Consider the following 24665-nt stretch of genomic DNA (forward strand, 5'->3'; position numbering starts at 1 on the left):
CCGATATGGCTGCTGCCGCGATCCCAGCGGTTGCGCCCACGCGCGGGCGTGGCCGGAGAATCTATATGGCGCGCTCGCCAATGCGGGTGCGTGCAGTCCATGGCCGCCATCGAAATCCGTAACGTCAAGAAACGCTATCAGGCACTGCAGGCGCTCAAAGGCGTCAGCTTTTCGATCGAAGAAGGGGAATTCTTCGGTCTGCTCGGTCCCAACGGTGCCGGCAAAACCACGCTGATCAGTATTCTCGCCGGCCTCGCGCGCGCGGATGCGGGCAGCGTCAGTGTGCTCGGCCACGACGTGGTGCGCGACTACCGCAATGCCCGCCGCAAGCTCGGCGTGGTGCCGCAGGAACTCGTCTTCGATCCGTTCTTCTCCGTTCGCGAAACGCTGCGTATCCAGTCCGGCTACTTCGGTCTGACGCGCAACGACGACTGGATCGACGAAGTCATGGCGAACCTCGACCTGACCGACAAGGCCGACGCGAACATGCGCCAGCTCTCGGGCGGCATGAAGCGGCGCGTGCTCGTTGCGCAGGCGCTCGTGCATCGCCCGCCGGTGATCGTGCTCGACGAGCCGACCGCCGGGGTCGACGTCGAACTGCGCCAGACGCTCTGGAAATTCATCTCGCGCCTGAACCGCGAAGGCCACACCATCGTGCTGACCACGCACTATCTCGAAGAAGCGGAAGCGCTGTGCGACCGCATTGCCATGCTCAAGCGCGGCGAAGTCGTGGCGCTCGAGCGCACCGCCTCGCTGCTGCAGCGTTTCGCGGGCACGCGTCTCGTGCTGCGCTTCAAGCACGGCACGCTGCCCGACGCACTACGCCCGTTGCTGGTCGACCCGCAAAATACGAGTGGACCTCAGTTCGCGCTGCGTCTGGCGGGCTGCGACGAAGTCGAATCGATTCTCGCCACCTGCCGGGCGGCGGGCTGCATCGTTGAGGACATCGACATCCAGAAGGCCGATCTCGAGGACGTGTTCGTGCAGATCATGTCCGGTTCGCGCGCGCAGGAGGTGGCAGCATGATCGGGGCATGGGTCGGATTCCGCACGCTGTTCTACAAGGAAGTGTTGCGTTTCTGGAAGGTCAGCTTCCAGACCGTGGCCGCGCCGGTGCTCACCGCGCTGCTGTACCTGATGATCTTCGGCCACGTGCTCGAAGACCGCGTGAAGGTCTATGACCAGATCACGTACACATCTTTCCTCGTGCCGGGCCTGGTGATGATGAGCGTGTTGCAGAACGCGTTCGCAAACAGCTCGTCGTCGCTGATCCAGTCCAAGATCACGGGCAACCTCGTGTTCGTGCTGTTGCCGCCGCTGTCGCATTGGGAGATGTACGGCGCGTACGTGCTCGCCGCGGTCGTGCGTGGGTTGTGCGTGGGCGCAGGCGTCTTCGCGGTGACGGTCACGTTCACGCATCTAACGTTCGCCGCGCCGCTGTGGATCATCGGCTTCGCGTTCCTTGGGGCGGCGATTCTCGGCACGTTGGGTCTGATCGCGGGCATTTGGGCGGAGAAGTTCGACCAGCTCGCGGCGTTCCAGAACTTCCTGATCATGCCGGCAACGTTCCTGGCGGGCGTGTTTTACTCGATTCACTCGCTGCCGCCGCTGTGGCAGGCTGTCTCGCACTTCAACCCGTTCTTCTACATGATCGACGGGTTCCGTTACGGCTTCTTCGGTGTGTCCGACGTTGCCCCGCAGACCAGCCTTGCCGTTGTGGGTGCGACTTTTCTGATACTCGCAACCGTCGCGCTGACTTTGCTGCGCCGTGGTTATAAATTGCGTCACTGAACTTCTCTAGGATCGGCCATGCTGCCTACCCCCGAACAAATCAAACAGTACATCGAAGCCGGTCTGGCTTGCGAGCACGTGGCCGTCGAAGGCGATGGTCAGCACTTCTACGCGACCATCGTGAGCGAGCAGTTCGACGGCAAGCGTCTCATCGCCCGCCATCAACTCGTGTACGCCGCGCTGGGCGATCGCATGAAGGCGGAAATTCACGCGTTGTCCATGAAGACCCTCACGCCTGCGGAGTATCGGGCGCAATGAGGATTACGCAAGAAAGCGCCGGCGTCGCCGCCACCGGCGAGCGCATGGCCGCGGACCACCTGGTGATCGAGGGCGGCGAGCGGCTGGCGGGAGAGATTACCGTATCGGGCGCCAAGAACGCGGCGCTGCCGATCCTGTGTGCGTGCCTGCTGACGGCCGAGCCGGTGGTGCTCGGCAACGTGCCCGATCTGCACGACGTGCGCACCATGCTGACGCTGCTCGCACGCATGGGCGTGAAGGTCGAGCGTCACGGCGAATCAGTGACGCTCGATGCGTCGCAGATCACCGAGCCGGCGGCCCCCTATGAGCTCGTAAAGACCATGCGCGCGTCGATTCTCGTGCTCGGCCCCCTGCTGGCGCGTTGCGGCGAGGCGCGCGTGTCGCTGCCGGGCGGGTGTGCGATCGGGGCGCGACCTGTCGATCAGCACATCAAGGGCCTGCAGAAGATGGGCGCCGAAATCACGCTGACGCACGGCGACATCGTCGCCAAAGCAACGCGTCTGCGTGGTGAGACGCTCGTGACCGACATGATCACCGTCACGGGCACCGAAAACCTGCTCATGGCGGCCACGCTGGCCGACGGCGTTACGGTGCTGGCCAATGCCGCCCGCGAACCCGAAGTGACGGACCTGGCCGAGCTGCTCGTGAAGATGGGTGCGAAGATCGACGGCATCGGCACTGATCGTCTGGTCGTGACGGGCGTGCCGCGCCTGTCCGGCGCGACACACGATGTTGTGCCCGATCGGATCGAAGCCGGCACGTTCCTGTGCGCGGCGGTGGCGACGCGTGGCGATATCACGCTGCATCGCGTTGTGCCGGGTACCCTCGACGCGGTGATCGAGAAGTTGCGCGAAACCGGCGCGAACGTGACGGCCGGCGCGGATTGGCTGCGCGTGACGATGGATCGGCGCGCGCGGGCGGTCAGTTTCCGAACGTCGGAATATCCGGCGTTCCCGACCGATATGCAGGCCCAGTTCATGGCGTTGAATTGCGTTGCCGAAGGGGCATCGCAGGTCGTCGAAACGATCTTCGAGAACCGGTTCATGCACGTGCAGGAGTTGACGCGTCTGGGCGCGAACATCGGCATCGACGGCAACACGGCGCGGATTTCCGGCGTGAATCGCCTGTCGGGTGCGCATGTGATGGCGACCGACCTGCGCGCTTCCGCCAGCCTGATCGTCGCGGGTCTGACGGCCGAGGGCCGCACGCTCGTCGACCGTATTCACCACCTCGATCGCGGCTATCATCGCATCGAGGCCAAGTTGTGCGCCGTGGGTGCGCAAATCCGGCGCGTCGAAGCGCGCCAGGGAGACATTGCATGAATTCCGCCAAGCCCGCCCAGCCGCTTGCTCAACCGCTGACGCTGGCGCTCTCGAAAGGGCGTATCTTTACGGAGACGCTGCCGTTGCTGGCGGCCGCCGGTATCGAAGTCACGGAAGACCCCGAGACCTCCCGCAAGCTGATTCTGCCGACGACGGATCCGAACCTGCAGGTCATCATCGTGCGCGCGACCGACGTGCCGACCTATGTGCAATATGGTGCCGCCGACTTCGGCGTGGCCGGCAAGGACGTGCTCATCGAACACGGCGGCGGCGGTCTGTATCAGCCAATCGATTTGAACATTGCGCGTTGCCGCATGTCTGTTGCTGTACCGAAGGGCTTCGATTACGCGAATGCCGTACGTCAAGGGGCACGTTTGCGCGTGGCGACCAAGTACGTGCAAACGGCGCGCGAGCACTTCGCGGCCAAGGGCGTGCACGTCGACCTGATCAAGCTGTACGGCTCGATGGAGCTGGGCCCGCTCGTGGGTCTGGCCGACGCGATTGTCGATCTGGTGAGCACCGGCGGCACGCTGCGGGCCAACAATCTGGTGGAAGTGGAAGAGATCATGGAGATCTCCTCCCGCCTCGTGATCAATCAGGCTGCACTCAAGTTGAAGCGCGAGTCGTTGCAGCCTATTCTGGATGCCTTCGAGCGGGCGTCCCGGCAAACAGCATGAAACTCGATATTCGCAAACTCGATTCCTCCGCCGAAGGCTTCGCGGCGCAGCTTCGCGATGTCCTGGCGTTCGAGGCGAGCGAAGACGCCGCCATCGATCGTGCGGCGGCCGATATTCTCGCCGACGTGAAGGCGCGCGGCGATGTGGCCGTCATCGAATACACCAACAAGTTCGACCGCTTGAGCGCGACGGACATGACGGCGCTGGAGCTGCCCGCCGAAGCGCTGGCGGCTGCGCTCGAGAGCCTTGAGCCGAAGCGTCGCGCGGCGCTCGAGGCCGCAGCGGCCCGCGTGCGCGCCTATCACGAGAAGCAGCGCATCGAGTGCGGCAGTCATAGCTGGCAATACACCGAGCCGGACGGCACGATGCTGGGCCAGAAGGTCACGCCGCTCGATCGGGTGGGCATCTATGTGCCGGGCGGCAAGGCGGCTTATCCGTCGTCGGTGCTGATGAACGCCATTCCGGCGCGTGTGGCGGGGGTGAAAGAGATCGTCATGGTGGTGCCCACGCCGGATGGCGTGCAGAACCCACTGGTGCTCGCCGCCGCGCAAATCGCCGGGGTGGACCGCGTGTTCACCATCGGTGGCGCACAGGCGGTCGCCGCGCTGGCCTATGGCACCGCAACGGTGCCGGCCGTCGACAAGATCGTCGGGCCGGGCAACGCGTTCGTGGCTGCCGCCAAGCGCCGCGTGTTCGGCACGGTCGGGATCGACATGATTGCCGGGCCGTCAGAGATTCTTGTCATTTGCGACGGCACGACCGATCCCGACTGGGTCGCGATGGACTTGTTCTCGCAGGCGGAACACGACGAACTCGCGCAGTCGATCCTGTTGTGCCCGGACGCCGCGTATCTCGCGCGCGTGCACGCTTCGCTGGAGCGCCAGATCGACGAGATGCCGCGCCGCGAAGTGATTGCCGCCTCGTTGCGAGGCCGCGGCGCGCTGATCAAGGTGCGCGACATGGCCGAAGCGTGCGAGATCGTCAACGTGATCGCGCCGGAGCACCTCGAAATCTCCACCGAAACCCCGCAGCAGTGGGGCGACAAGATTCGCCACGCCGGCGCGATCTTCCTCGGCAAGTTCACGAGCGAGAGCCTGGGCGATTACTGCGCCGGTCCCAACCATGTGCTGCCGACGTCGCGCACGGCGCGGTTCTCGTCGCCGCTGGGCGTGTACGACTTCATCAAGCGTTCGAGCCTGATCGAAGTGAGCGAGGGTGGTGCCCGCATGCTTGGCGAGATCGCCGCGGAATTGGCTTACGGCGAAGGCCTGCAGGCGCACGCGCGCAGCGCCGAATACCGTCTGCATCGCGAGTCCTGAGATGCGCGACGACGCCCTGCGGCCCGCGTATTGTCCAACGACGTCGGCCACCGCTCGGCGTCGGCCCCGTGCCATCGCGCTGTCCCCGGGGTCGTTGTCGTGGCCGCTGCCGGCCCGCCTCGCGCGCGCTGTGCGCAGAGTGGCTGTCGTGTGCGCCCTCGCGGCTGCCGGCAGTCCCTCGGCCTACGCCGCCGGTCAGTATTGCCAGCACGCCACCTTCGAAGGCACGTCGGTCGAGCGTATGACCGTGTGCGTGAGCCGTCAGGCGTTCGACAACGATATTTACGTGTTGCGACTCGGCGGCAAGACTGCGCTGCGCGGCACGGACGACGAAGTGGCCCACGGCGTGTTCGGCCGCGTTGGCAACCGCCTGGTCGCCATGCGTTGCGAGGCCGATGCCGCGCACGCGCGCGTGAGCCCGGCGGTGGCGCAGGCGCTGTCCTGGCAGACCGGCGTGCGGCTGCAGCGCATTACCGATGCGCTCGGCAGTGTGGAAACCGGTCGACGCTGCGTCGTCAAAATCGACGGCGCCGACGCCGGACGGCTGACGTTCGCCTTCAACTGATCCTTTATCAATGATTCCGCGCGATGTCGCGCAACCCGCCTCTACTGCCATGTCCGTCGACTCAGTGATCCGCTCCGATGTGCTCGCCATGAGTTCCTACGCCGTGCCTGACGCGAGCGGTTTCCTCAAGCTCGACGCGATGGAGAATCCGTATGGCCTGCCGCCGGCGTTGCGCAGTGCGCTGGGGCAGCGACTGGCCGACGTGGCGCTCAATCGTTACCCGGCACCGCGTCCTCATGTGCTGCTCGAGACGCTCGCCCGCACGATGGGCGTGCCGGCCGGGGCCAAGCTGCTGCTGGGCAACGGCTCGGACGAGATCATCAGCATGATCGCGATGGCCACCGCTCGGCCGGGGGCCACGGTGATTGCGCCGATGCCGGGCTTCGTCATGTACGAGATGTCGGCGCGCTTGGCGGGCATCGAGTTCGTCGGTGTGCCGCTGCGCGCCGATTTTTCGCTCGACATGCCGGCCATGCTAGGCGCCATTGCGGCGCATCCGGGCGCGGTCGTATACCTGGCCTATCCGAACAATCCGACGGGCAATCTGTTCGCCGACGACGACATCGAGACGCTGGTGCGTGCCGCCAGCCGCGGCCTCGTGGTGATCGACGAGGCGTACCAGCCGTTTGCCGGGAAGACGTGGATGCCGCGTCTGCCGGAGTTCCCTCAACTGCTGGTCATGCGCACCGTCTCGAAGCTCGGGCTGGCGGGCATCCGGCTGGGCTACGTGGCGGGCAGCGCACAATGGCTCGACCAGATCGACAAGGTGCGTCCGCCCTATAACATCAATGTGCTCACGCAGGCATGCGCCGAATTCATGCTCGATCACCTTGGCGTGCTCGACGCCCAGGCGGCCGAATTGCGCGCCGAACGCACGCGGCTGGCCGCCGCCGTGGCGGCGCTGCCCGGGGTGAGTGTGTTCCCGAGCGATGCGAATTTCCTGCTCGTTCGCGTGCCGGATGCCGACAAAACCCACGCGGGTCTGCTCGCACACAAGGTGTTGATCAAAAACGTGGGTAAAATGCACGTATTGCTGGCCAATTGCCTGAGATTGACGGTCGGCACCCCCACGGAGAATGCGGCAATGGTGAAAGCCCTGGCCGCATCACTCTAACAAGCCATACGACGAGAACTCACCACCATGCGCATTGCGGAAGTCGTTCGCGATACCAGCGAAACGCAAATACGCGTCAAGATCGACCTGGACGGCACTGGCCGCAAGGCCCTCGATACCGGCGTGCCGTTCCTGGACCACATGCTCGACCAGATCGCGCGCCATGGCCTTATCGACATGGATGTCGAAGCCCGCGGCGATACCTTCATCGACGATCACCACACGGTGGAAGACGTCGGCATCACGCTGGGCATGGCGGTGGCCAAGGCGATCGGCGATCGTAAGGGCATCGTGCGCTACGGCCACAGCTACGTGCCGCTCGATGAGGCGCTGTCGCGCGTCGTGATCGATTTCTCGGGTCGTCCCGGTCTCGAATTCCATGTGCCGTTCACGCGGGCGCGTGTCGGCAATTTCGACGTGGATCTGACCATCGAGTTTTTCCGTGGCTTCGTCAATCATGCGGGCGTCACGCTGCATATCGACAATCTGCGCGGCATCAACGCCCACCACCAGTGCGAAACGGTGTTCAAGGCGTTCGGTCGCGCGCTGCGCATGGCGGTCGAGATCGATCCGCGCGCAGCGGGTGTCGTGCCGTCCACGAAGGGAAGCCTGTAACGCGAGACGGGTCGGCGCAGCCGGCCCGGTAGCCCGATAGCCCGCCGGCCCGCAAGGCCGGCGCCCCTGCGACGATTCACCGACCGGCCGGCCGCCGGCGCCGCGTGCCCCTATGACGCTCGACGCCTTCAAGTTCTTCATCTCGCTGCTGGCCCTGATCAATCCGCTCGGGGCGATCCCGCTTTTCATCAGCTTGACGTCCTCGCAGACGCGCGAGGAGAAGCGCCGTACGATCAATGTCGCGGCGATTGCGGTCGCCCTGGTGGTCGCGGGCTCGGGGTTGTTCGGTGAAGCCATCATCCGCTTCTTCGGTATTTCGATCGCATCGCTTGAAGTGGGCGGCGGCGTCATCATGTTGCTCATGGCGGTGAACATGATCAACGCACAGACCGGGAACACGCGCTCGACGGCGGAAGAGCGCGACGAAGCGGAGGAGCGGCCGAACATCGCCGTGGTGCCGCTCGCGATTCCGCTGCTCACCGGCCCGGGCACGATCAGTACCGTGATCATCTACTCGGGGCGTGCGCACGGCTGGGCCCAGATTCTGATGCTCCTGGCGATCGGCGTGGGCCTGGGCGCGGTGTGCTGGGTGGCACTGAGCAGCGCCGGGCGCCTCGAAGGCTGGCTCGGGCGTACGGGCATCAATATCGGCACGCGTCTGATGGGGTTGATCCTCTCGGCGCTGGCCGTGGAATTCATTATCGATGGTTTGAAAATACTGCTGCCGGGTTTGAGATGAATAAGATTGCGATTGTCGACTACGGAATGGGCAACCTGCGCTCGGTCTATCAGGCGCTGCGTGCCGCCGCGCCGGAGGCCGATGTGAGCATCAGCAGCGACGCCGCCGAGATTCGCGCCGCCGACCGGGTGGTGCTGCCGGGGCAAGGCGCGATGCGCGACTGCATGGGCTGCCTGAACGAGTCGGGCCTGCGCGACGCGGTCGTCGAGGCCGCCGCGACCAAGCCGATGTTCGGCGTGTGCGTGGGCGAGCAGATGCTGTTCGACATGTCCGACGAGGGCAACACGCCCGCGCTCGGCCTGCTGCCGGGCCGCGTGGTGCGCTTCGACCTCGAGGGCCAGTTGCAGGACGACGGCTCGCGCTTCAAGGTGCCGCAGATGGGTTGGAACCGCGTGCGTGAGACGCGGCCTCACCCGATCTGGGCCGGCGTGCCCGACGACAGCTATTTTTACTTCGTGCACAGCTACTACGTTGTGCCCGCAAGGCCCGAGTTGACCGTCGGCGAGACCGTCTACGGGGTGCCCTTTACCTGTGCGGTGGCCCAAGATAATATCTTTGCCACCCAGTTCCACCCGGAAAAGAGCGCTCAGGCGGGCCTTACCCTTTATCGCAATTTTGCGCAGTGGAAGCCTTGAGCGTGACCCGTCTCGCGTATTCGCGCCCGGATGTCACTCGGAGCATGCCCTGCGTCACGGCTTATACTGTGTGTCATGTTGATGAATCCGATCCCGACGTGCCGATGCCCGGCAAGGCAGGGGTCGGTTTTGTATTGTCCGCGTAATTTGCGAATTTCTTTTACCTCCCTCTAGCGACGTTTCACGATTGCCTATGCTGCTCATTCCGGCCATCGACCTTAAAGACGGTCAGTGTGTTCGCCTCAAACAAGGCGACATGGATCAAGCCACCGTATTCTCGGAGGACCCCGCGGCCATGGCTCGACATTGGGTCGAGCAAGGCGCTCGCCGCCTCCATCTGGTGGACTTGAACGGCGCATTCGTCGGCAAGCCGCGCAACGAAGCGGCCATTCGCGCCATCATTCAGGAAGTCGGGGCCGATATCCCCGTGCAACTGGGCGGCGGCATTCGCGACCTGGCCACCATCGAGCGCTATCTCGACGACGGTTTGTCGTACGTCATCATCGGGACGGCGGCGGTGAAGAATCCCGGGTTCCTCCGGGACGCATGCACCGCATTCGGCGGGCACATCATCGTTGGTCTCGACGCCAAGGATGGCAAGGTCGCCACCGACGGCTGGAGCAAGCTCACCGGCCACGAAGTCGTGGATCTGGCGCGCAAGTTCGAGGACTACGGCGTCGAATCGATCATCTACACCGATATCGGCCGCGACGGCATGCTCCAGGGCATCAATATCGACGCGACCGTGCGCCTCGCGCAGGCCGTGACCGTGCCGGTGATTGCCAGCGGCGGCCTGTCGAACCTGGGCGATATCGACGCGCTGTGCCAGGTTGAGCGGGAAGGCGTCGAAGGCGTCATCTGCGGCCGCGCGATCTACTCGGGCGACTTGAATTTCTCGGCGGCGCAAACGCGTGCGGACGAGCTTTCCGGAGGAGCGGCATAAGCGAGACCACGGCTGCGGCCGCCTCGCCTGCCAACATCATGGCTCTCGCTAAACGCATCATCCCGTGTCTGGACGTAACGGCCGGCCGCGTGGTCAAGGGTGTCAATTTCGTCGAACTTCGCGACGCGGGCGACCCCGTCGAGATCGCCCGCCGCTATGACGAGCAGGGCGCCGACGAATTGACGTTCCTCGACATCACGGCGACCTCCGACGGGCGCGACCTCATTCTGCCGATCATCGAGGCGGTGGCCGCGCAAGTCTTCATTCCGCTGACCGTGGGCGGTGGCGTGCGCGAAGTGGCCGACGTGCGCCGCCTGCTCAACGCCGGTGCCGACAAGGTCAGCATGAACTCGTCGGCCGTGGCCAATCCGCAGTTGGTGGCCGACGCGGCCGCCAAGTACGGCGCGCAGTGCATCGTCGTGGCGATCGACGCCAAGCGCGTCTCCGCCGAAGGCGAAACGCCGCGCTGGGAAGTCTTCACGCACGGTGGTCGCAAAGCCACGGGCCTCGACGCCGTGGCCTGGGCCAAGCGGATCGAGGCCTTGGGCGCGGGCGAAATCCTGCTCACCAGCATGGACCGCGACGGCACCAAGAGCGGCTTCGACCTCGCGCTCACGCGCGCAGTGTCCGATGCCGTGAGCATCCCGGTGATCGCCTCGGGCGGCGTGGGGTCGTTGGCCGATCTGGCCAACGGCGTGACTGAAGGCCATGCGGATGCCGTGCTCGCCGCGAGTATCTTCCACTACGGCGAGCACACGGTCGGTGAAGCGAAGCGCTTCATGGCCGACAAGGGCATTTCGGTGCGGCTCTGAACGGAATTCCACGGATCATGACGCAAGATTGGCTGGACAAGGTAGCTTGGGACGGGCAGGGCCTCGTGCCCGTGATTGCGCAGGAACTCGGCAGCAACGATGTGCTGATGTTCGCGTGGATGAACCGCGAGGCGCTCGCGCGTACGGTCGAGACCGGCGAGGCTGTCTATTATTCGCGCTCGCGCAAGCGTCTGTGGCACAAGGGCGAGGAGTCGGGCCACGTGCAGAAGGTGCATGAGATTCGTCTCGATTGCGACGAAGACGTGGTGCTGATCAAGGTCGAGCAGATCGATGGCATTGCCTGCCACACCGGTCGCCATTCCTGTTTCTTCCAGAAGTTCGAGGGCAGCGTCGAGGATGGCCATTGGGCATCCGTCGAACCGGTGCTCAAGGACCCGCACAAGATCTACAAGTGAGCACCATGAACGATACGCTGGAGCGTGTGGCCGAGGTCATCGCCTCGCGCAAGGGAGCCGACCCCGACAAGTCGTACGTTGCCCGTCTGTTCCACAAGGGTGACGACGCCATCTGCAAGAAGATCGGCGAGGAAGCCACCGAAGTGGTGCTCGCGGCGAAGGACATTCGCATTGGCGGGGCCGACAACCTGCGCCAGAAGCTCGTCAACGAGACGGCCGACCTGTGGTTTCATTGCATGGTACTGCTCGCGCATCACGACCTGAGCCCGAACGAAGTGCTCGCCGAACTGGCGCGCCGCGAAGGGTTGTCGGGGCTCGTCGAAAAGGCGCAGCGCGGCATCCGTGGCGAACACGCGGACTGATTTCCTTTGGCCACGATGGCCGTGATCATCGATATGCCGCGCTGGCTCACGCGAGGAGACGCTTCATGAACGATTCGCAGCCCCCGGGCGCGACCGGATCGCCCGGCAGCCCCGGCAATCCTTACCTCGCGACACCCCCGAATGCGCCGAGCGCCGAGCAGGAGCGCGCGTTGCGCAAGCTCACGCACGTGCTTTATGCGCTCTATGCGCTGTTCTGGCTCACGGGCGGCGTGACCGCCATCGTCGCGATCATCATCAACTACATCAAGCGCGATGACGCCGCCGGCACGCTCTACGCCTCGCATTTCACGTGGCAGATCCGCACGTTCTGGTGGTCGGTGGTCTGGGGGGTACTCGGCGTGGCGCTTGCCATCGTGATGGTCGGCTTCGCGATTCTCTGGGTGCTGGGCATTTGGGCGCTGTATCGGATCGTCAAGGGCTGGCTCTACCTGAACGACAACAAGCCCATGTACGCCGCGCGCGCCTGAACGATACCGAGCGGCACCTAAGCTCCCTACAAGCATTCGAGAGGAAGACACACGCATGACGCACGACAACTGTATCTTCTGCAAGATTATTGCCGGGCAGATCCCGAGCGCGCAGGTCCATGCCGACGACGATGTCGTGGTGTTCAAAGACATCAATCCGGCGGCCGACCTGCACCTGCTCATGGTGCCGCGCAAGCACATCGCCACATTGCAGGACTGCCAGCCGGAAGATCAGGCGCTGTTGGGCAAGATGATGCTGCTCGCGCCGAAGCTGGCCGCCGAGCAAGGCTATCGTTTCGACGGCGATGCGTCGAACATCGAAGGCAACGGATTCCGCGTTGTGATGAACACCGGACCGGGTGGCGGCCAGGAGGTTTATCATCTTCATATGCACATTCTGGCCGGACCGCGGCCGTGGAAGCGCATGTGAGTGTCGCCGGCGGCATGACGCGACGCGTTGCCGCATAGTGCTGTCGGAGCGTGCAAGTGTTCCGCATCGACGACGGTTTCACGAAACATTTATTTCTACCCGGTGTCCGACCCGGTTACGATGCAGGACGTGCCGCGCAATGTGCCACAATGGGGCACGTTGCTGCGGGCACGGCGGCAAACATGGAGCGCTTGTTCCTGGCTGTCACGCCGGGGCAACCGTGCACGACAAGATCCCGTCGCGACGCGGCAGGGGTGGGGAAACGCAAGGAGAGTGGTCATGGGTTCGTTGAGTATTTGGCACTGGCTGATCGTGCTGGTGATCGTGATGATGGTTTTCGGTACCAAGAAGTTGCGCAACATCGGCACCGATCTGGGAGGCGCCGTCAAGGGGTTCAAGGACGGCATGAAGGAGGGCGAAGGTGCCCCGGCCGCCAAGGATGACCCGGCGACTGCCAAGGAACTGCGCGACTCGACCACGATCGACGTGCAGGCCAAGGACACGAGCGATCGCAAGCAAGGCTAAGCCGGCGTCGACATGATCGATCTCGGTCTTTCCAAACTGATGTTGATCGGCGTTGTTGCGCTGGTCGTAATCGGGCCCGAGCGCTTGCCTAAAGTGGCGCGCACGGCGGGCGCGCTCTTTGGCCGCGCACAGCGCTATATCAACGATGTGAAGGCTGAGGTGAGCCGCGAAATGGAACTCGACGAGTTGCGCAATATGCGCACGCAGTTCGAGGACGCGGCCCGCAGCGCACAGAACACCATTCAGAAGCAACTGCACGAGCAGGAGGCGTCGCTCAACGACGCCTGGGCGAGTGCCACGGGCACGTCGTCCGGCGAGATCGCCGGCGGCGGTACGGATGCGGCGACCGGGTATTCCGACAGCTACCTTTCCGAACCCGTCGTGACGTCCGGTATCCGCGCGTCGACCAAGCGCCGCAACTGGCGCGTACGCCGGACTGCTACGCCGATCTGGTTCAAGCAGGCCAGCGCCACGCGCACGCAGGTGCAGTCGGGGGCGGCGCGTGTGGCGCGTCACACACCGGCCAAGTTGCGCCGGCCCGTCAAGTTCTTCTGAGGCGCTTGCGCACCGAACTTCCCGCCATCTGGCACTGTGCCGGCTTCATTCCTGGATAAGTCGACGTGAGCGACGACAAGCAAATCCCCGACGGGGGCTCCGAAGAGACCTTCATCTCGCATCTGATCGAGCTGCGCAATCGCATCATTCGCGCGGGCGCGGCGGTGATCGTGGCGTTCCTCTCGCTGGTCTACTGGGCACCGGACATCTTCCGCCTGCTCTCTCGCCCGCTGATGCAATCGCTGCCCGCGGGCGGCAAGATGATCGTCACCGATATTACCGGCTCGTTCTTCGTGCCGATGAAGGTCACGATGATGGTGGCGTTCGTCATTGCGCTGCCCGTGGTGTTGTACCAGGCCTGGGCGTTCGTGGCGCCAGGGTTGTATCAGCACGAGAAGAAGCTGGTGATGCCGTTGGTCGTGAGCAGCTACACGCTGTTCCTGCTGGGCATGTCGTTCGCCTACTTCCTGGTGTTCCCGACCGTGTTCCACTTCATGGCGCATTACAACGCGCCATTGGGTGCGGAGATGAACACCGATATCGACAATTACCTGAGTTTTGTGCTCACGATGTTCCTATGCTTCGGGGTGACCTTCGAAGTGCCGGTGGTCGTCGTGGTGCTCGCGCGCATGGGCGTGGTGAGCATCGAGAAGCTCAAGCAGATTCGGCCGTACGTGGTGGTGGGTGCCTTTGTGCTGGCTGCCGTCGTGACGCCGCCGGACATGCTCTCGCAACTGATGTTGGCGATCCCGCTCTGTATCCTTTATGAGTTGGGCTTGATCGCGGCGCGGCTGTTCGTCAAACAGGGCCATCGGCAAGACGAAGGCAGCGAGGGGAACGGCGAAGCGACGCCGTAACCTTGGCGTGGCTTGCCGCGGCACAGTCGGCTCGCGACATCGATAATGCAGATACAGAAAAGCACGGGTCTCATGGCCCGTGCTTTTTTTGTAGGCGATCGCCGCAGGCGAGGGCCGAAGATGCACGAGGGCAGGCGTGACAATGGGCGAAGCCCGTCGCGGCGACGCAAATGAAAACGGCCGCGCCCAGGCGCAGCCGTTGTGTCCTTCCGGGCGGTCCGATGCCCTCAGTCGGCGCTGTTCCCGTCGGTGCCATCGCCGCCGTCGGTACCGTCTCCACCGTCCGCACCGTCCTGCGCCGGTCGCTTGGGCGGCGGCGGGCGCTTGCCGATCGTCACGGTAAGATCCATCGCTTTCTTCTTGCGCGTGACGTTCAGCTTGGCCTGCGTGCCCGGCTTGATCTGGGCGATGACGTTGAGCAGTTCGGTGGTGTCGCGAATCGATGCGTCGTTCACCTTTGTCAGGATGTCGCCCGGCTGGACGCCGGCCTTGTCGGCGGGGCCACCCTGCACGACGCCGGCGATGATGACGCCCGAATCCTGCTGCAGGCCAAACGACTCGGCGATATCCGAGGTGATGTCCTGCGGCTCGACCCCGACCCAGCCGCGCGTGACTGAACCGGTGGTGATGATGCTCTCGAGCACCGAGCGCGCCGTCGACACGGGAATCGCGAAGCCGATGCCCATGTTGCCGCCGCTACGCGAGTAGATCGCCGTGTTGATGCCGAGCAGGTTGCCGTTGACGTCGACCAGCGCGCCGCCCGAATTGCCGGGGTTGATGGCGGCGTCCGTCTGGATGAAGTTCTCGAACGTGCTGATATCGAGGTGATTGCGCCCCAGCGCGCTGATGATGCCCATCGTAACCGTCTGGCCGACGCCGAACGGGTTGCCGATGGCGAGGACCACGTCACCCACGCGCACCTGTTCCATGCGGCCCAGCGTGATGGCGGGGAGGTTGTCGAGCGTGATCTTGAGCACCGCGAGGTCGGTTTCGGGGTCGCTGCCGACCAGCTTGGCGCGGGCCTTGCGGCCGTCGGCAAGGGCGACTTCGATCTCGTCGGCCCCGTCCACCACGTGATGATTCGTGAGAATATAGCCTTCGCTGCTCACAATCACGCCCGAGCCGAGGCTCGAGACCGGGTCTTGCCGCATTGTGCCGCCGCCGTCGCCAAAGAAATACCGGAACAACGGATCATCGAGGCGCGGATCGCGATTCTGCTTTTGTTCCTTGCTGGAAAAAATGCTGACGACCGCAGGCATCGCCTTTTGTGCGCCATCGGCGTACGAGCCGGTCGACGGCTTCTCGGACAGACTCGGCGCGACTTCCTGCAGGGCGATGATGGGATTGGCCAGTTGCTTGCCGAACGAACCCTGGCGTTGCAGCCACTGAGGCTTGAGGGTGGCGACGATGAAGAGCAACGCAAGCAGCACGGTGACCGCTTGCGCGAACAGTAGCCAGAAGCGTCTGAGCATGAAAGAGCGAGACCTTATATGAATCGTGTTGAACTCGAATTGTATCTGAACGATACCCTGCAAATCGCGCAATTTCGCGATTACTGCCCGAATGGCCTACAGGTCGAAGGGCGCGGCGAGATTCAGAAAATCGCCAGCGGCGTGACCGCCAGCCTGGCTTTTCTCGAAGCCGCCCGCGACTGGGGCGCCGATGCCGTCCTCGTTCACCATGGTTACTTCTGGAAGAGCGAAGATGCCCGAATTACCGGGATGAAGCGACGTCGTTTGGGGGTGTTGATCGGTCACGACATCAACCTGTTCGCCTACCACCTGCCCCTCGATGCCCATCCCGAACTGGGCAACAACGCGCAACTCGGCAAGTTGCTGGGCTTCTCCGACGACGGCGGCCGTTTTGGCCCGGATCAGCTTGGATGGCTTGGCGCACCCGCCGCGCCGACGACATTGGCGGCGCTTGCGGCCCACGTTGAAGCAAGGCTGGGGCGCGCGCCGCTGTTGTTGGGCGACCCGAATCGCGAGGTGCGCCGTGTTGCGTGGTGCACCGGCGGCGCGCAGGGCTTCTTCGAGGCTGCCATCGGGGCGGGCGCGGATGTGTATATCAGCGGCGAAGTCTCCGAGCCTACCCAGCATCTCGCGCTCGAGAGCGGCGTGGGTTATCTGGCGGCGGGCCATCATGCGACCGAGCGTGGCGGCGCGAAGGCCATTGGCGAGCATGTCGCAGCCCGGTTCGGGCTCACGCATCGATTCTTCGATATGCCGAACCCGGCTTGACCTGAGGCGCCTTTCGGGGGCGGCACGAGGCCGCCCTGCGCAGCTTTACCCGTTCTGCTTCTTGAGGCTGTCGCGGATTTCGCGCAGCAGAACGATGTCTTCCGGCGTGGGCGCGGGGGCTGCCGGGGCTTCCGCCTCCGGACGCTTGAGCCGGTTGATCTGCTTGACCATCAGGAAAATGATCACGGCCAGGATCAGGAAGTTCAGGGCGACGGTGATGAAGTTGCCGTAACCGAAGACGGCCACACCGGCTTTGGTCAGATCGGCGTAGGACGTCGGGTTGCCCTTGAAGTCGGGCGGGATGGTGCCAAGCAGAATGAACTTGCTCGAGAAATCTAGGCCACCGAAGATTGCACCCACGATCGGCATGATCAAGTCTTTGACGACCGAATCAACGATCTTGCCGAAGGCCCCGCCGATGATCACGCCGACGGCCAGATCGATCACATTGCCCTTGACGGCAAATTCCTTGAATTCCGACATGAAGCTCATGCCATTTCTCCCTGTTATGTTGCGTGACCCGGAGGAGCATCGCGCTACACCGGGACTCATGAACTGGCATTGATTGACCGGTAATTCCATGCGGGCCGCACGGCTGCGGCGGGGGTCGCGTCAAATAATGTCACGCGAATGCCACAGGCCGCGCACGATGTCACCGGGACGAGACAGGGAAAATGATGACTAAATGTCGTGCACGCGTCAACGAAAGCGGCGATCATGACGGTTCTCGTGCAGCATCCCAGAAGCGAAACCCCGGGTGAGCGCTGGCCACCCGCAGGGTACGTTAATCCTTTGAAAATACGCGAAAACCACTAGGAGGCTGGGGCGTTTTGCCGTTGTTTCAGGCATTCACGCTCGCGTATGATTTAAGGTTGACGGAAATACCAATTCAACCGTGTGGGGCTTGTGATGAGTGACAATCAAGAAAAGGCCGTCGACAGTAGCCGTCGGAATCTGTTGATTGCAACGTCCGTAGCGGGAGGCGTGGGCGGCGTTGCAACGTTGGTTCCCTTTGTCAGTTCGCTCGAACCCTCGGAGCGCGCCAAGGCAGGCGGGGCGCCCGTCGAGGCAGACATCAGCAATCTCAAGCCAGGCGACAAGATGACCGTGTCCTGGCGCGGCTTGCCCGTGTGGATCGTGCGTCGCACGCCTGACGAGATGGCTTCGCTGTCCAAAGTGACGGCGGAGTTGGCCGATCCGGACTCCAAGGAAACGTTTTCCTACCCGATGCCCGACTATTGCAAGAACGCGTTCCGCGCGCGTGTCGAGCACAAGGATCTGCTCGTGGTCGTCGGCATCTGCACTCACCTCGGTTGCATCCCTTCCGGCCCTTACCAGGCGAACGCCAACGCCGCGCTGGGCCCCGATCCGGGTTTCCTGTGCCCGTGCCACGGGTCGACCTACGATATGTCTGGCCGTGTCTTCAAGAACAAGCCGGCGCCAAAGAATCTCGACGTTCCCCGGTTCATGTTCGTGAACGACACCAAGCTCGTGATCGGTAAAGACGAAAAAGGAGAAGCGTAATCATGGCCGCCGACAAACAGGTCGACACGACGGGCTTGCTGGGCTGGATCGATCGCCGGTTTCCGCTCAGCCAGCTCTGGAGGGAGCACGCGTCCGAGTATTACGCGCCCAAGAATTTCAACTTCTGGTATTTCTTCGGATCGCTGGCCATGCTGGTGCTGGTGATTCAGATCCTCACCGGTATTTTCCTGGTGATGAACTACAAGCCCGACGCCAATCTCGCGTTCGCGTCGGTCGAGTACATCATGCGCGAAGTGCCGTGGGGCTGGCTCATTCGCTATATGCACTCGACGGGCGCATCGATGTTCTTCGTCGTGGTGTATCTGCACATGTTCCGCGGGCTGTTGTACGGTTCCTACCGCAAGCCGCGTGAGCTGGTGTGGGTGTTCGGATGCTTGATCTTTCTGTGCCTGATGGCTGAAGCGTTCATGGGCTATCTGCTGCCGTGGGGGCAGATGTCATACTGGGGCGCGCAGGTGATCGTGAACCTGTTCTCGGCGATTCCGTTCATCGGTCCGGACCTGTCGCTGTGGATTCGCGGCGACTACGTGGTGTCGGATGCCACGCTCAACCGCTTCTTTGCGTTCCACGTGATCGCCGTTCCGCTGGTGCTCATCGGGTTGATCGTCGCGCACATCATCGCGTTGCACGAAGTCGGGTCCAACAACCCTGACGGCATCGAGATCAAGGACAAAAAAGACGCCAACGGCCGGCCGCTCGATGGCATTCCGTTCCATCCGTATTACACGGTGCACGACATCATGGGGGTGGGCGTGTTCCTGATGGTGTTCTCGGCGATCGTGTTCTTTGCGCCGACGATGGGCGGTTACTTCCTGGAAGCGAACAACTTCATTCCGTCCGACTCGCTCAAAACGCCGCCGCACATTGCGCCGGTGTGGTATTTCACGCCCTTCTACTCGATGCTGCGCGCCACGACCGACGACTTCAAGCATTTGTTGATGGGGCTGGCGGTGATCGTTACGGCGATCTGGTGGGTCAAGGGCAAAGCGGCCGCGACCACGAAGGTGGCGGCGTCTGGCGGTGTCGTGTTGCTGCTGCTGGCGATGTATCTGACTGAGGCCAAGTTCTGGGGCGTGGTGGTGATGGGCGGCGCGGTGGTCACGCTGTTCTTCCTGCCGTGGCTGGACCATAGCCCGGTGAAGTCGATTCGTTACCGTCCGGGATTCCACAAAGTGTTGTTGGGTATTCTCGTCGTTGTTTTTGCGGTGCTGGGGTATCTGGGCATTCAGGAACCGACGCCCATGAAGACCGCGATTTCGCAGGTCGGCGCGCTGTACTACTTCGGATTCTTCTGGCTGATGCCGCTGTGGAGCAAACGCGGCACGTTCAAGCCGGTGCCGGATCGCGTGACCTTCGCGGCGCATTGAGCGCACGCCAACGACGACTAGGGATATCACGATGAGAAAACTGTTGCTTGTCCTGGCGCTCCTGAGTGGTTTCGCGGCGCCGGTCTTGGCTGAAGAAAGTATGGCGCTGGATACGGCGCCCAATCGGATCGACGACCTGGCCTCGCTGCAGCGAGGCGCGAAGCTGTTCGTGAACTACTGCCTGAATTGCCATTCGGCGGCGTCGATGCGGTATTCGCGCCTGAAGGATCTGGGATTGTCGGATGCAGAGATCAAGAACAATCTGCTTTTCACGACGGACAAGATTGGCGACACGATGACCGTGGCCATGCGTGCGGCGGATGCCAAGGAGTGGTTTGGTGCACCGCCGCCGGATCTGTCGGTCGAGGCCCGGGCGCGGGGGACGGACTGGCTGTATACCTACTTGCGTACGTTCTATCGAGACGATGCGCGGCCGACGGGGTGGAACAACCTGGTGTTCCCGAATGTGGGCATGCCAAACCCGCTTTGGCAGTTGCAGGGACAGCGGGGATTGAAGCATGGGGAGGGGGCGGAGCATGGTCCGGCCCAGTTCGTGCAGATTACGCAGGGGACGATGAAACCGGTGGAATTCGATGCTGCCGTGGCTGATCTGGTATCTTATCTGGATTGGATGTCGGAACCGGCGCAACGCACACGCCGGCAGTTGGGTGTCTGGGTTTTGTTGTTCTTGGGACTCTTTACGGTACTTGCCTGGCGCCTGAATGCGGCCTATTGGAAGGACGTGAAGTAAAATAACGTCTGTACGACGGGGCCAGGGTTTGGGGAGCGTCGATTTCCCGCCCCGGCCCCGTTGGTTTTTAAGGAAGACGCGCTATGATGGTTTTGTACTCGGGCACTACGTGCCCCTTCTCCCAGCGTTGCCGGCTGGTTCTGTTCGAAAAAGGCATGGATTTCGAAATCCGTGACGTCGACCTGTTCAACAAGCCGGAAGACATTGCGGTGATGAATCCGTACGGTCAGGTGCCGATTCTTGTTGAACGCGACTTGATTCTGTACGAATCGAACATCATCAATGAGTACATTGACGAACGATTCCCGCATCCGCAGTTGATGCCGGCCGATCCGGTGCAGCGTGCGCGTGCGCGTTTGTTCCTGTTCAATTTCGAGAAAGAGCTGTTCGTGCATGTGAGCGCGCTCGAGAACGAAAAGGGCAAGGCGGCGGAGAAGACGCATGAGAAGGCGCGTGCGTCGATTCGCGATCGTTTGACGCAGCTTGCGCCGATTTTCGTGAAGAACAAGTACATGTTGGGCGAGGAGTTCTCGATGCTCGACGTGGCGATTGCGCCGTTGTTGTGGCGTCTGGATCACTATGGCATCGAGTTGTCGAAGAATGCCGCGCCGTTGATGAAGTATGCCGAGCGGATTTTCAGCCGTCCGGCCTACATTGAAGCGCTGACGCCGTCCGAAAAGGTCATGCGTCGCTGATGCGTTGATTGAACCGCTGGCGAGGCTGGCCTGCCGAGTGCGGTGGGCGGGTTTCGCGGCGGGATAAGTTGGTCATATGCCTGAAACGTCTACCAAGCCTTACCTTTTGCGCGCGCTGTACGAGTGGTGTACCGACAACGGGTACACACCGTATTTGGCCGTGCATGTCGATGCCAGGACGCGAGTACCGCGCGAGTTTGTGAAAGATGGCGAGATCGTGCTGAACATCAGCTTCGATGCCACGAGCGGATTGCAGATGGGCAACGACTGGATTGAATTCAGCGCCCGCTTCGGCGGCATTTCACAGAAAGTGGAAGTGCAGGTGCCGAACGTGCTGGCGATATATGCTCGCGAGAATGGCCAGGGGATGGCATTCCCGGTCGACAAGCAGGCGTCGGCGGAGGAGGGTGCCGAGTTGGAAGCGGTGCCGTCGGTGCAGGCCGCGAGCGACGACGATTCGGATCCGACGCGCCCAGGTGGCAATGGCGCGGCGGGTGGCAGCACCGGACGGGCTCGCCTGAAGGTGGTGAAGTAATTCGAGAGCGCGGGTGAGCGGGGTGGGCGCTTTGTGCGTGTTTCCCCAAAGGCCTCCGTCGCCGGATGATTTCGCCCTGACAGGGGGTCGTCAGTAACCGATGAATCGGTTACAATACGCGACTTCGCCGGCTTAGCTCATCTGGTAGAGCAGTTGATTTGTAATCATCAGGTGGCGGGTTCGAGTCCTGCAGCCGGCACCAAATAAAACAACGGGTTACGTGATTTTCACGTAACCCGTTTGTCTTTCTGGTCGGCCAAAGGTACATTTTCGGTACGGTGCGCTATCGAGAACGGTACATGGCAACCATCGTCAAGACTCCCTCAGGTACTTGGAAGGCCGTAATCCGAACGATCGGATGGCCGACTACGGCAAAGACATTTCGCACAAAGCGTGATGCCGAAGATTGGGCTCGCCGAACCGAAGATGAGATGGTCCGGGGCGTTTACCTTTCGCGTGCGCCATCCGAAAAATTGACCGTGGCCGGCGCGCTGAAACGCTATATGGAAGAGGTGTCGGTCACCAAGAAGCCAACGACGCAGCGGAGCGAGCGGTTTTCTGCGCAGCGCTTGGGCGCATTCTTTGGCAAGTACTCGATGGCAGCCGTCAGCGCCGAATTGGTGGCCAAGTACAGGGATGAGAGGCTTGCCGAGGGAAAATCGAACAACACGGTCCGAATCGAGTTGGCGATGCTTGGGCACTTGTTTCGAATCGCCATTCAAGAGTGGGGAATCGGCCTGACGTTCAACCCGGTTGCTAACATCCGCAAGCCGAGTCCAGGCGCCGGTCGTGATCGGCGATTGAGTGTGCCTGAGCAAAAGCTGTTATTTGATGCCGTGAATGCGCACAGTAACCCCATGCTCGGCTGGATTGTCAGGCTCGCGGTAGAGACTGGCATGCGCTCATCAGAGATCGCGGGACTACGTCGCTCGCAGATCGATTTGGAGCGACGAATCGTTCGATTGACGGATACGAAAAACGGTTCTGCACGCTTGGTTCCGCTAACGCGGGCCGCGACTGTGGTTCTGCAGTCGGCGTTGGATAATCCGCTGCGTCCGAATGATACGGATCTCGTGTTTTTCGGTGAGCCGGGAAGGGACAAGCGAAGAAAGCCCTACGTCTTTCAGAAGCTGTGGGCGGGCATCGTCCACGAATTGGGCTTCGACGATCTTCACTTTCACGACCTGCGACACGAAGCCGTTAGCCGTTTAGTCGAGGCTGGCATGAGTGACCAGGAGGTCGCTGCGATTAGCGGGCACAAATCGATGCAGATGCTGAAGCGCTATACGCACCTTCGCGCAGAGGATTTGGTGAGCAAGCTTGATCGTCTTGATGCTGTCGAATGAATCGGTCGAGGTTTCTGCGGTGGCGGCGACAGTGCCGCCGGCAGCAGATCATTTTCGAGGCACGCTGAAACGATCAAGACGATAAACGTCGGGGATCGAGTTCAAAGCTTTCCAAACGGCTTGGCGACTAATGCCTAGGCGCAGAGCGATCTCTTGCTGTGTCAAACCGGCTGCCGAGAGCATGACAATTTGTTTCTTCCGGTCGCTCAGCCTCGCGTCTACCAGGCTCCGCGCTATGGTGCGTATCTCAGATTCTTCATCGAAGTAAAGCGCTTGGTTAACAGCAACGTTGGAGAGAAACAATTCGGTGGCTGTGCCTTCAGTGCGGGTGCGGATTGCCGACATCCCGGTAGTCTGAAACGCGAGCCGCGTGGCTTCCTCTTCAAACTTGTGTCGGCTTCTCATCGCGCGCCGATAGAATGGGTTTAGCGCGCCGTCCAGACTCTTAGGTCGATGGTGTGCGCAATATCGCCTACTTAGTCGCATCTTTAGGTCGGAATCGCGCAGCGACCAATCCGCTCCTCGACGGTATGCTTCGAACTCCGTATGAAGGCCGCATAGCTCGCAGATCGATGAAAAGGAGCTTGCGGTTAGATCGCTAACTCGTTCCTTTGCTGGTCGCTTCAGGCGGCAACGCAGGATGAGTTCGCGCAGCGTGTCTATCGTCGAGTCAAACTCTATCTCATCGACCAGCGTGGCCGTTCTGTATGAGCAATCGTCGGCCCGTTCGGACGCAGATCCTCGGCCAATCATGTCGCTATCTTGGCCCTGCATATGGGGTGACGAGCCAAGCGAAATTATCCGATCTTCCAAAGCGCGAAAACCTATCGACCGGGCCGTTTCGCTGATCGAATGGGACGTGCATAGGTCTCTTGCCCTATGCGTGCTCGGAAGGAGCGTTAGGTAAGTCTGCCAGGCCGGATCGATCAATTCCCGTAGAAGGCGATAAATGGAGTATCGGCGCGACTTGAATGAGTACGGCCCCCAATCGTCAGAAAAACGTTCGACAGCGGATGCGATGACAGGTGCGCAGTGCTTCCACACACGGACTCTGCGGTGTTTCAAAGTGTCAACCTTGTTGGTAACCCAATAGGCTGAACCTTATCGGAACGATCGCTATCGTTCAACCATTGATTACGAAAACGATAGGTTGACTACGAAATGACGATCGAAGAAACCCTGATCAAGCATTACGGCCCCCTTTTGAGTATCGCCCAATTGGCGCAGATATTGGACCGCTCACCTGAGGGGTTGCGTATTAGCCTGCGATCCTCCGGCGCATGGGTAGGGCGAGTGAATTCGGCAAGGCTGCGTCTCGGGCGTAGGGTCTATTTCAGAACGTCCCAAATTGCGCAAATTCTGAGCGACGACCAATGACGGTGAGCACGCCATCACTTTCCGGTAGCGGTATTGGTGGGCGAGAGAATGACCTGGTATCGCTCGTGGAGCGTATTCGTCTCCGAGCGCTGGCTGCTCCAAGAAATAGCGCGCCGGTTGTTTTACCAGCATGCGATTCTCTGGCGCGGTTACCGGATTGGCCAGATCCGGTTCGCGGCATCCCCAATGATGTTCTCCGATCAGCCCTTTTCAATGCCCGCAACCGAAAGCAACCTCGACGGTATTTCAGAAACGAGTTGGTGGGAACCATGGATGCGTCAATCGAGATCCGCCACACGGGCGAAGAACTCCGGCAGTCGGATGATGACCTGTCCGGGAAATTTCGTACCAAAGGAATCTAGAGATAATGGCTCCTCAGCTCAGACG

General features: G+C 62.1%; 31 protein-coding genes, 1 tRNA gene and 1 pseudogene. 30 read left to right on the forward strand and 3 right to left on the reverse strand.

Features of this window, described 5'->3' with window-relative positions; translation table 11 throughout:
- Nucleotides 1-99: 99 nt before the first annotated feature.
- The 20 genes from BGP02_RS14940 to tatC all read left to right on the forward strand — a co-directional run bounded on the left by BGP02_RS14940 (nucleotide 100) and on the right by tatC (nucleotide 14422).
- Nucleotides 100-1026, forward strand: a complete 927-nt coding sequence (locus BGP02_RS14940; protein ID WP_017231784.1) for an ABC transporter ATP-binding protein — start codon at nucleotides 100-102, stop codon at nucleotides 1024-1026.
- Nucleotides 1023-1790 carry an ABC transporter permease gene (locus BGP02_RS14945; protein WP_017231785.1) on the forward strand — a complete coding sequence of 256 codons (768 nt, stop codon included), beginning with the start codon at nucleotides 1023-1025 and terminating at the stop codon, nucleotides 1788-1790. The genes BGP02_RS14940 and BGP02_RS14945 overlap by 4 nt, the downstream gene beginning before the upstream one ends.
- Nucleotides 1791-1808: 18 nt before the next feature.
- Complete coding sequence (locus BGP02_RS14950; RefSeq protein ID WP_017231786.1) at nucleotides 1809-2048, forward strand: BolA family protein; 240 nt, start codon at nucleotides 1809-1811, stop codon at nucleotides 2046-2048.
- Nucleotides 2045-3370: a UDP-N-acetylglucosamine 1-carboxyvinyltransferase gene (murA, locus tag BGP02_RS14955; protein ID WP_286798792.1), complete on the forward strand. Its 1326-nt coding sequence runs from the start codon at nucleotides 2045-2047 to the stop codon at nucleotides 3368-3370. Before BGP02_RS14950 ends, murA begins: the two co-directional genes overlap by 4 nt.
- Nucleotides 3367-4047, forward strand: coding sequence for an ATP phosphoribosyltransferase (gene hisG, locus BGP02_RS14960; protein WP_017231788.1), 681 nt, complete (start codon nucleotides 3367-3369; stop codon nucleotides 4045-4047). The genes murA and hisG overlap by 4 nt, the downstream gene beginning before the upstream one ends.
- A complete protein-coding gene (gene hisD / locus BGP02_RS14965; RefSeq protein ID WP_150563311.1) occupies nucleotides 4044-5366 on the forward strand; it encodes a histidinol dehydrogenase in 1323 nt (440 codons plus the stop codon). The genes hisG and hisD overlap by 4 nt, the downstream gene beginning before the upstream one ends.
- Nucleotides 5367-5514: 148 nt before the next feature.
- Nucleotides 5515-5931 carry a hypothetical protein gene (locus BGP02_RS14970; RefSeq protein ID WP_286798793.1) on the forward strand — a complete coding sequence of 139 codons (417 nt, stop codon included), beginning with the start codon at nucleotides 5515-5517 and terminating at the stop codon, nucleotides 5929-5931.
- Nucleotides 5932-5980: 49 nt separating this feature from the next.
- The gene (gene hisC / locus BGP02_RS14975; protein ID WP_017234570.1) at nucleotides 5981-7045 is read left to right on the forward strand and encodes a histidinol-phosphate transaminase; all 1065 of its coding nucleotides are present in this window, start codon (nucleotides 5981-5983) and stop codon (nucleotides 7043-7045) included.
- Between the two features lie 27 nt (nucleotides 7046-7072).
- Complete coding sequence (gene hisB / locus BGP02_RS14980; RefSeq protein ID WP_017234571.1) at nucleotides 7073-7660, forward strand: imidazoleglycerol-phosphate dehydratase HisB; 588 nt, start codon at nucleotides 7073-7075, stop codon at nucleotides 7658-7660.
- 112 nt (nucleotides 7661-7772) lie between these two features.
- Nucleotides 7773-8399: a MarC family protein gene (locus BGP02_RS14985; RefSeq protein ID WP_017234572.1), complete on the forward strand. Its 627-nt coding sequence runs from the start codon at nucleotides 7773-7775 to the stop codon at nucleotides 8397-8399.
- On the forward strand, nucleotides 8396-9034 hold the full coding sequence (gene hisH, locus BGP02_RS14990; RefSeq protein WP_017234573.1) for an imidazole glycerol phosphate synthase subunit HisH: 639 nt from the start codon (nucleotides 8396-8398) through the stop codon (nucleotides 9032-9034). The genes BGP02_RS14985 and hisH overlap by 4 nt, the downstream gene beginning before the upstream one ends.
- Before the next feature lie 193 nt (nucleotides 9035-9227).
- Nucleotides 9228-9977 (forward strand): 1-(5-phosphoribosyl)-5-[(5-phosphoribosylamino)methylideneamino]imidazole-4-carboxamide isomerase, encoded by a 750-nt coding sequence (gene hisA, locus BGP02_RS14995; RefSeq protein WP_017234574.1) that lies wholly within the window; start codon nucleotides 9228-9230, stop codon nucleotides 9975-9977.
- Between the two features lie 38 nt (nucleotides 9978-10015).
- On the forward strand, nucleotides 10016-10789 hold the full coding sequence (gene hisF, locus BGP02_RS15000) for an imidazole glycerol phosphate synthase subunit HisF (RefSeq protein ID WP_286798794.1): 774 nt from the start codon (nucleotides 10016-10018) through the stop codon (nucleotides 10787-10789).
- A gap of 17 nt (nucleotides 10790-10806) precedes the next feature.
- Entirely contained in the window at nucleotides 10807-11205 is a 399-nt protein-coding gene (hisI, locus tag BGP02_RS15005) for a phosphoribosyl-AMP cyclohydrolase (protein ID WP_286798795.1), read from the forward strand.
- Nucleotides 11206-11210: 5 nt separating this feature from the next.
- Nucleotides 11211-11567 (forward strand): phosphoribosyl-ATP diphosphatase, encoded by a 357-nt coding sequence (locus BGP02_RS15010; RefSeq protein ID WP_130027390.1) that lies wholly within the window; start codon nucleotides 11211-11213, stop codon nucleotides 11565-11567.
- Between the two features lie 65 nt (nucleotides 11568-11632).
- On the forward strand, nucleotides 11633-12055 hold the full coding sequence (locus BGP02_RS15015) for a DUF4870 family protein (protein ID WP_017234578.1): 423 nt from the start codon (nucleotides 11633-11635) through the stop codon (nucleotides 12053-12055).
- 55 nt (nucleotides 12056-12110) lie between these two features.
- Complete coding sequence (locus BGP02_RS15020; RefSeq protein ID WP_017234579.1) at nucleotides 12111-12485, forward strand: histidine triad nucleotide-binding protein; 375 nt, start codon at nucleotides 12111-12113, stop codon at nucleotides 12483-12485.
- Nucleotides 12486-12764: 279 nt separating this feature from the next.
- Nucleotides 12765-13010 carry a Sec-independent protein translocase subunit TatA gene (gene tatA, locus BGP02_RS15025; protein WP_017234580.1) on the forward strand — a complete coding sequence of 82 codons (246 nt, stop codon included), beginning with the start codon at nucleotides 12765-12767 and terminating at the stop codon, nucleotides 13008-13010.
- Nucleotides 13011-13022: 12 nt separating this feature from the next.
- On the forward strand, nucleotides 13023-13565 hold the full coding sequence (tatB, locus tag BGP02_RS15030) for a Sec-independent protein translocase protein TatB (protein WP_017234581.1): 543 nt from the start codon (nucleotides 13023-13025) through the stop codon (nucleotides 13563-13565).
- 65 nt (nucleotides 13566-13630) lie between these two features.
- Entirely contained in the window at nucleotides 13631-14422 is a 792-nt protein-coding gene (gene tatC / locus BGP02_RS15035) for a twin-arginine translocase subunit TatC (protein ID WP_017234582.1), read from the forward strand.
- A 227-nt stretch (nucleotides 14423-14649) separates the two neighbouring features.
- Here the strand turns inward: tatC and BGP02_RS15040 are convergent, their stop codons facing one another.
- Complete coding sequence (locus BGP02_RS15040; RefSeq protein ID WP_017234583.1) at nucleotides 14650-15894, reverse strand: Do family serine endopeptidase; 1245 nt, start codon at nucleotides 15892-15894, stop codon at nucleotides 14650-14652.
- Nucleotides 15895-15912: 18 nt separating this feature from the next.
- On the opposite strand from BGP02_RS15040, the gene BGP02_RS15045 reads away from it, so the two are divergent.
- Nucleotides 15913-16662 carry a Nif3-like dinuclear metal center hexameric protein gene (locus tag BGP02_RS15045; protein ID WP_017234584.1) on the forward strand — a complete coding sequence of 250 codons (750 nt, stop codon included), beginning with the start codon at nucleotides 15913-15915 and terminating at the stop codon, nucleotides 16660-16662.
- A 45-nt stretch (nucleotides 16663-16707) separates the two neighbouring features.
- Here the strand turns inward: BGP02_RS15045 and mscL are convergent, their stop codons facing one another.
- Nucleotides 16708-17154, reverse strand: a complete 447-nt coding sequence (gene mscL / locus BGP02_RS15050; RefSeq protein ID WP_017234585.1) for a large conductance mechanosensitive channel protein MscL — start codon at nucleotides 17152-17154, stop codon at nucleotides 16708-16710.
- 417 nt (nucleotides 17155-17571) lie between these two features.
- Between mscL and petA the strand changes: the two genes are divergently transcribed.
- The 8 genes and pseudogenes from petA (at nucleotide 17572) to BGP02_RS15085 (ending at nucleotide 22901) form a co-directional block, all read left to right on the forward strand.
- On the forward strand, nucleotides 17572-18186 hold the full coding sequence (petA, locus tag BGP02_RS15055; RefSeq protein WP_017234586.1) for a ubiquinol-cytochrome c reductase iron-sulfur subunit: 615 nt from the start codon (nucleotides 17572-17574) through the stop codon (nucleotides 18184-18186).
- Between the two features lie 149 nt (nucleotides 18187-18335).
- Nucleotides 18336-19430, forward strand: a pseudogene (locus BGP02_RS15060) (cytochrome b); the annotation flags it as partial.
- Entirely contained in the window at nucleotides 19370-19609 is a 240-nt protein-coding gene (locus BGP02_RS22440; RefSeq protein WP_502688485.1) for a Bbp19 family protein, read from the forward strand. The pseudogene BGP02_RS15060 and the gene BGP02_RS22440, both read left to right, overlap by 61 nt.
- A complete protein-coding gene (locus tag BGP02_RS15065) occupies nucleotides 19606-20325 on the forward strand; it encodes a cytochrome c1 (protein ID WP_026132066.1) in 720 nt (239 codons plus the stop codon). The genes BGP02_RS22440 and BGP02_RS15065 overlap by 4 nt, the downstream gene beginning before the upstream one ends.
- An 83-nt stretch (nucleotides 20326-20408) precedes the next feature.
- Nucleotides 20409-21020 carry a glutathione S-transferase N-terminal domain-containing protein gene (locus BGP02_RS15070; protein ID WP_023593906.1) on the forward strand — a complete coding sequence of 204 codons (612 nt, stop codon included), beginning with the start codon at nucleotides 20409-20411 and terminating at the stop codon, nucleotides 21018-21020.
- A 76-nt stretch (nucleotides 21021-21096) separates the two neighbouring features.
- A complete protein-coding gene (locus tag BGP02_RS15075) occupies nucleotides 21097-21555 on the forward strand; it encodes a ClpXP protease specificity-enhancing factor (protein ID WP_026132067.1) in 459 nt (152 codons plus the stop codon).
- Between the two features lie 126 nt (nucleotides 21556-21681).
- Nucleotides 21682-21757, forward strand: a tRNA-Thr gene (locus tag BGP02_RS15080).
- A gap of 97 nt (nucleotides 21758-21854) precedes the next feature.
- Nucleotides 21855-22901, forward strand: a complete 1047-nt coding sequence (locus BGP02_RS15085) for a tyrosine-type recombinase/integrase (RefSeq protein WP_286798796.1) — start codon at nucleotides 21855-21857, stop codon at nucleotides 22899-22901.
- A gap of 48 nt (nucleotides 22902-22949) precedes the next feature.
- Here BGP02_RS15085 and BGP02_RS15090 read toward each other — a convergent pair whose 3' ends face one another.
- Nucleotides 22950-23654 carry a helix-turn-helix transcriptional regulator gene (locus tag BGP02_RS15090; protein WP_286798797.1) on the reverse strand — a complete coding sequence of 235 codons (705 nt, stop codon included), beginning with the start codon at nucleotides 23652-23654 and terminating at the stop codon, nucleotides 22950-22952.
- 620 nt (nucleotides 23655-24274) lie between these two features.
- Between BGP02_RS15090 and trfA the strand changes: the two genes are divergently transcribed.
- Complete coding sequence (trfA, locus tag BGP02_RS15100) at nucleotides 24275-24640, forward strand: plasmid replication initiator TrfA (protein ID WP_353744111.1); 366 nt, start codon at nucleotides 24275-24277, stop codon at nucleotides 24638-24640.
- Nucleotides 24641-24665: the final 25 nt, after the last annotated feature.

The sequence above is a fragment of the Pandoraea sp. 64-18 genome, assembly GCF_001899225.1.
GTDB lineage: Bacteria > Pseudomonadota > Gammaproteobacteria > Burkholderiales > Burkholderiaceae > Pandoraea > Pandoraea cepalis.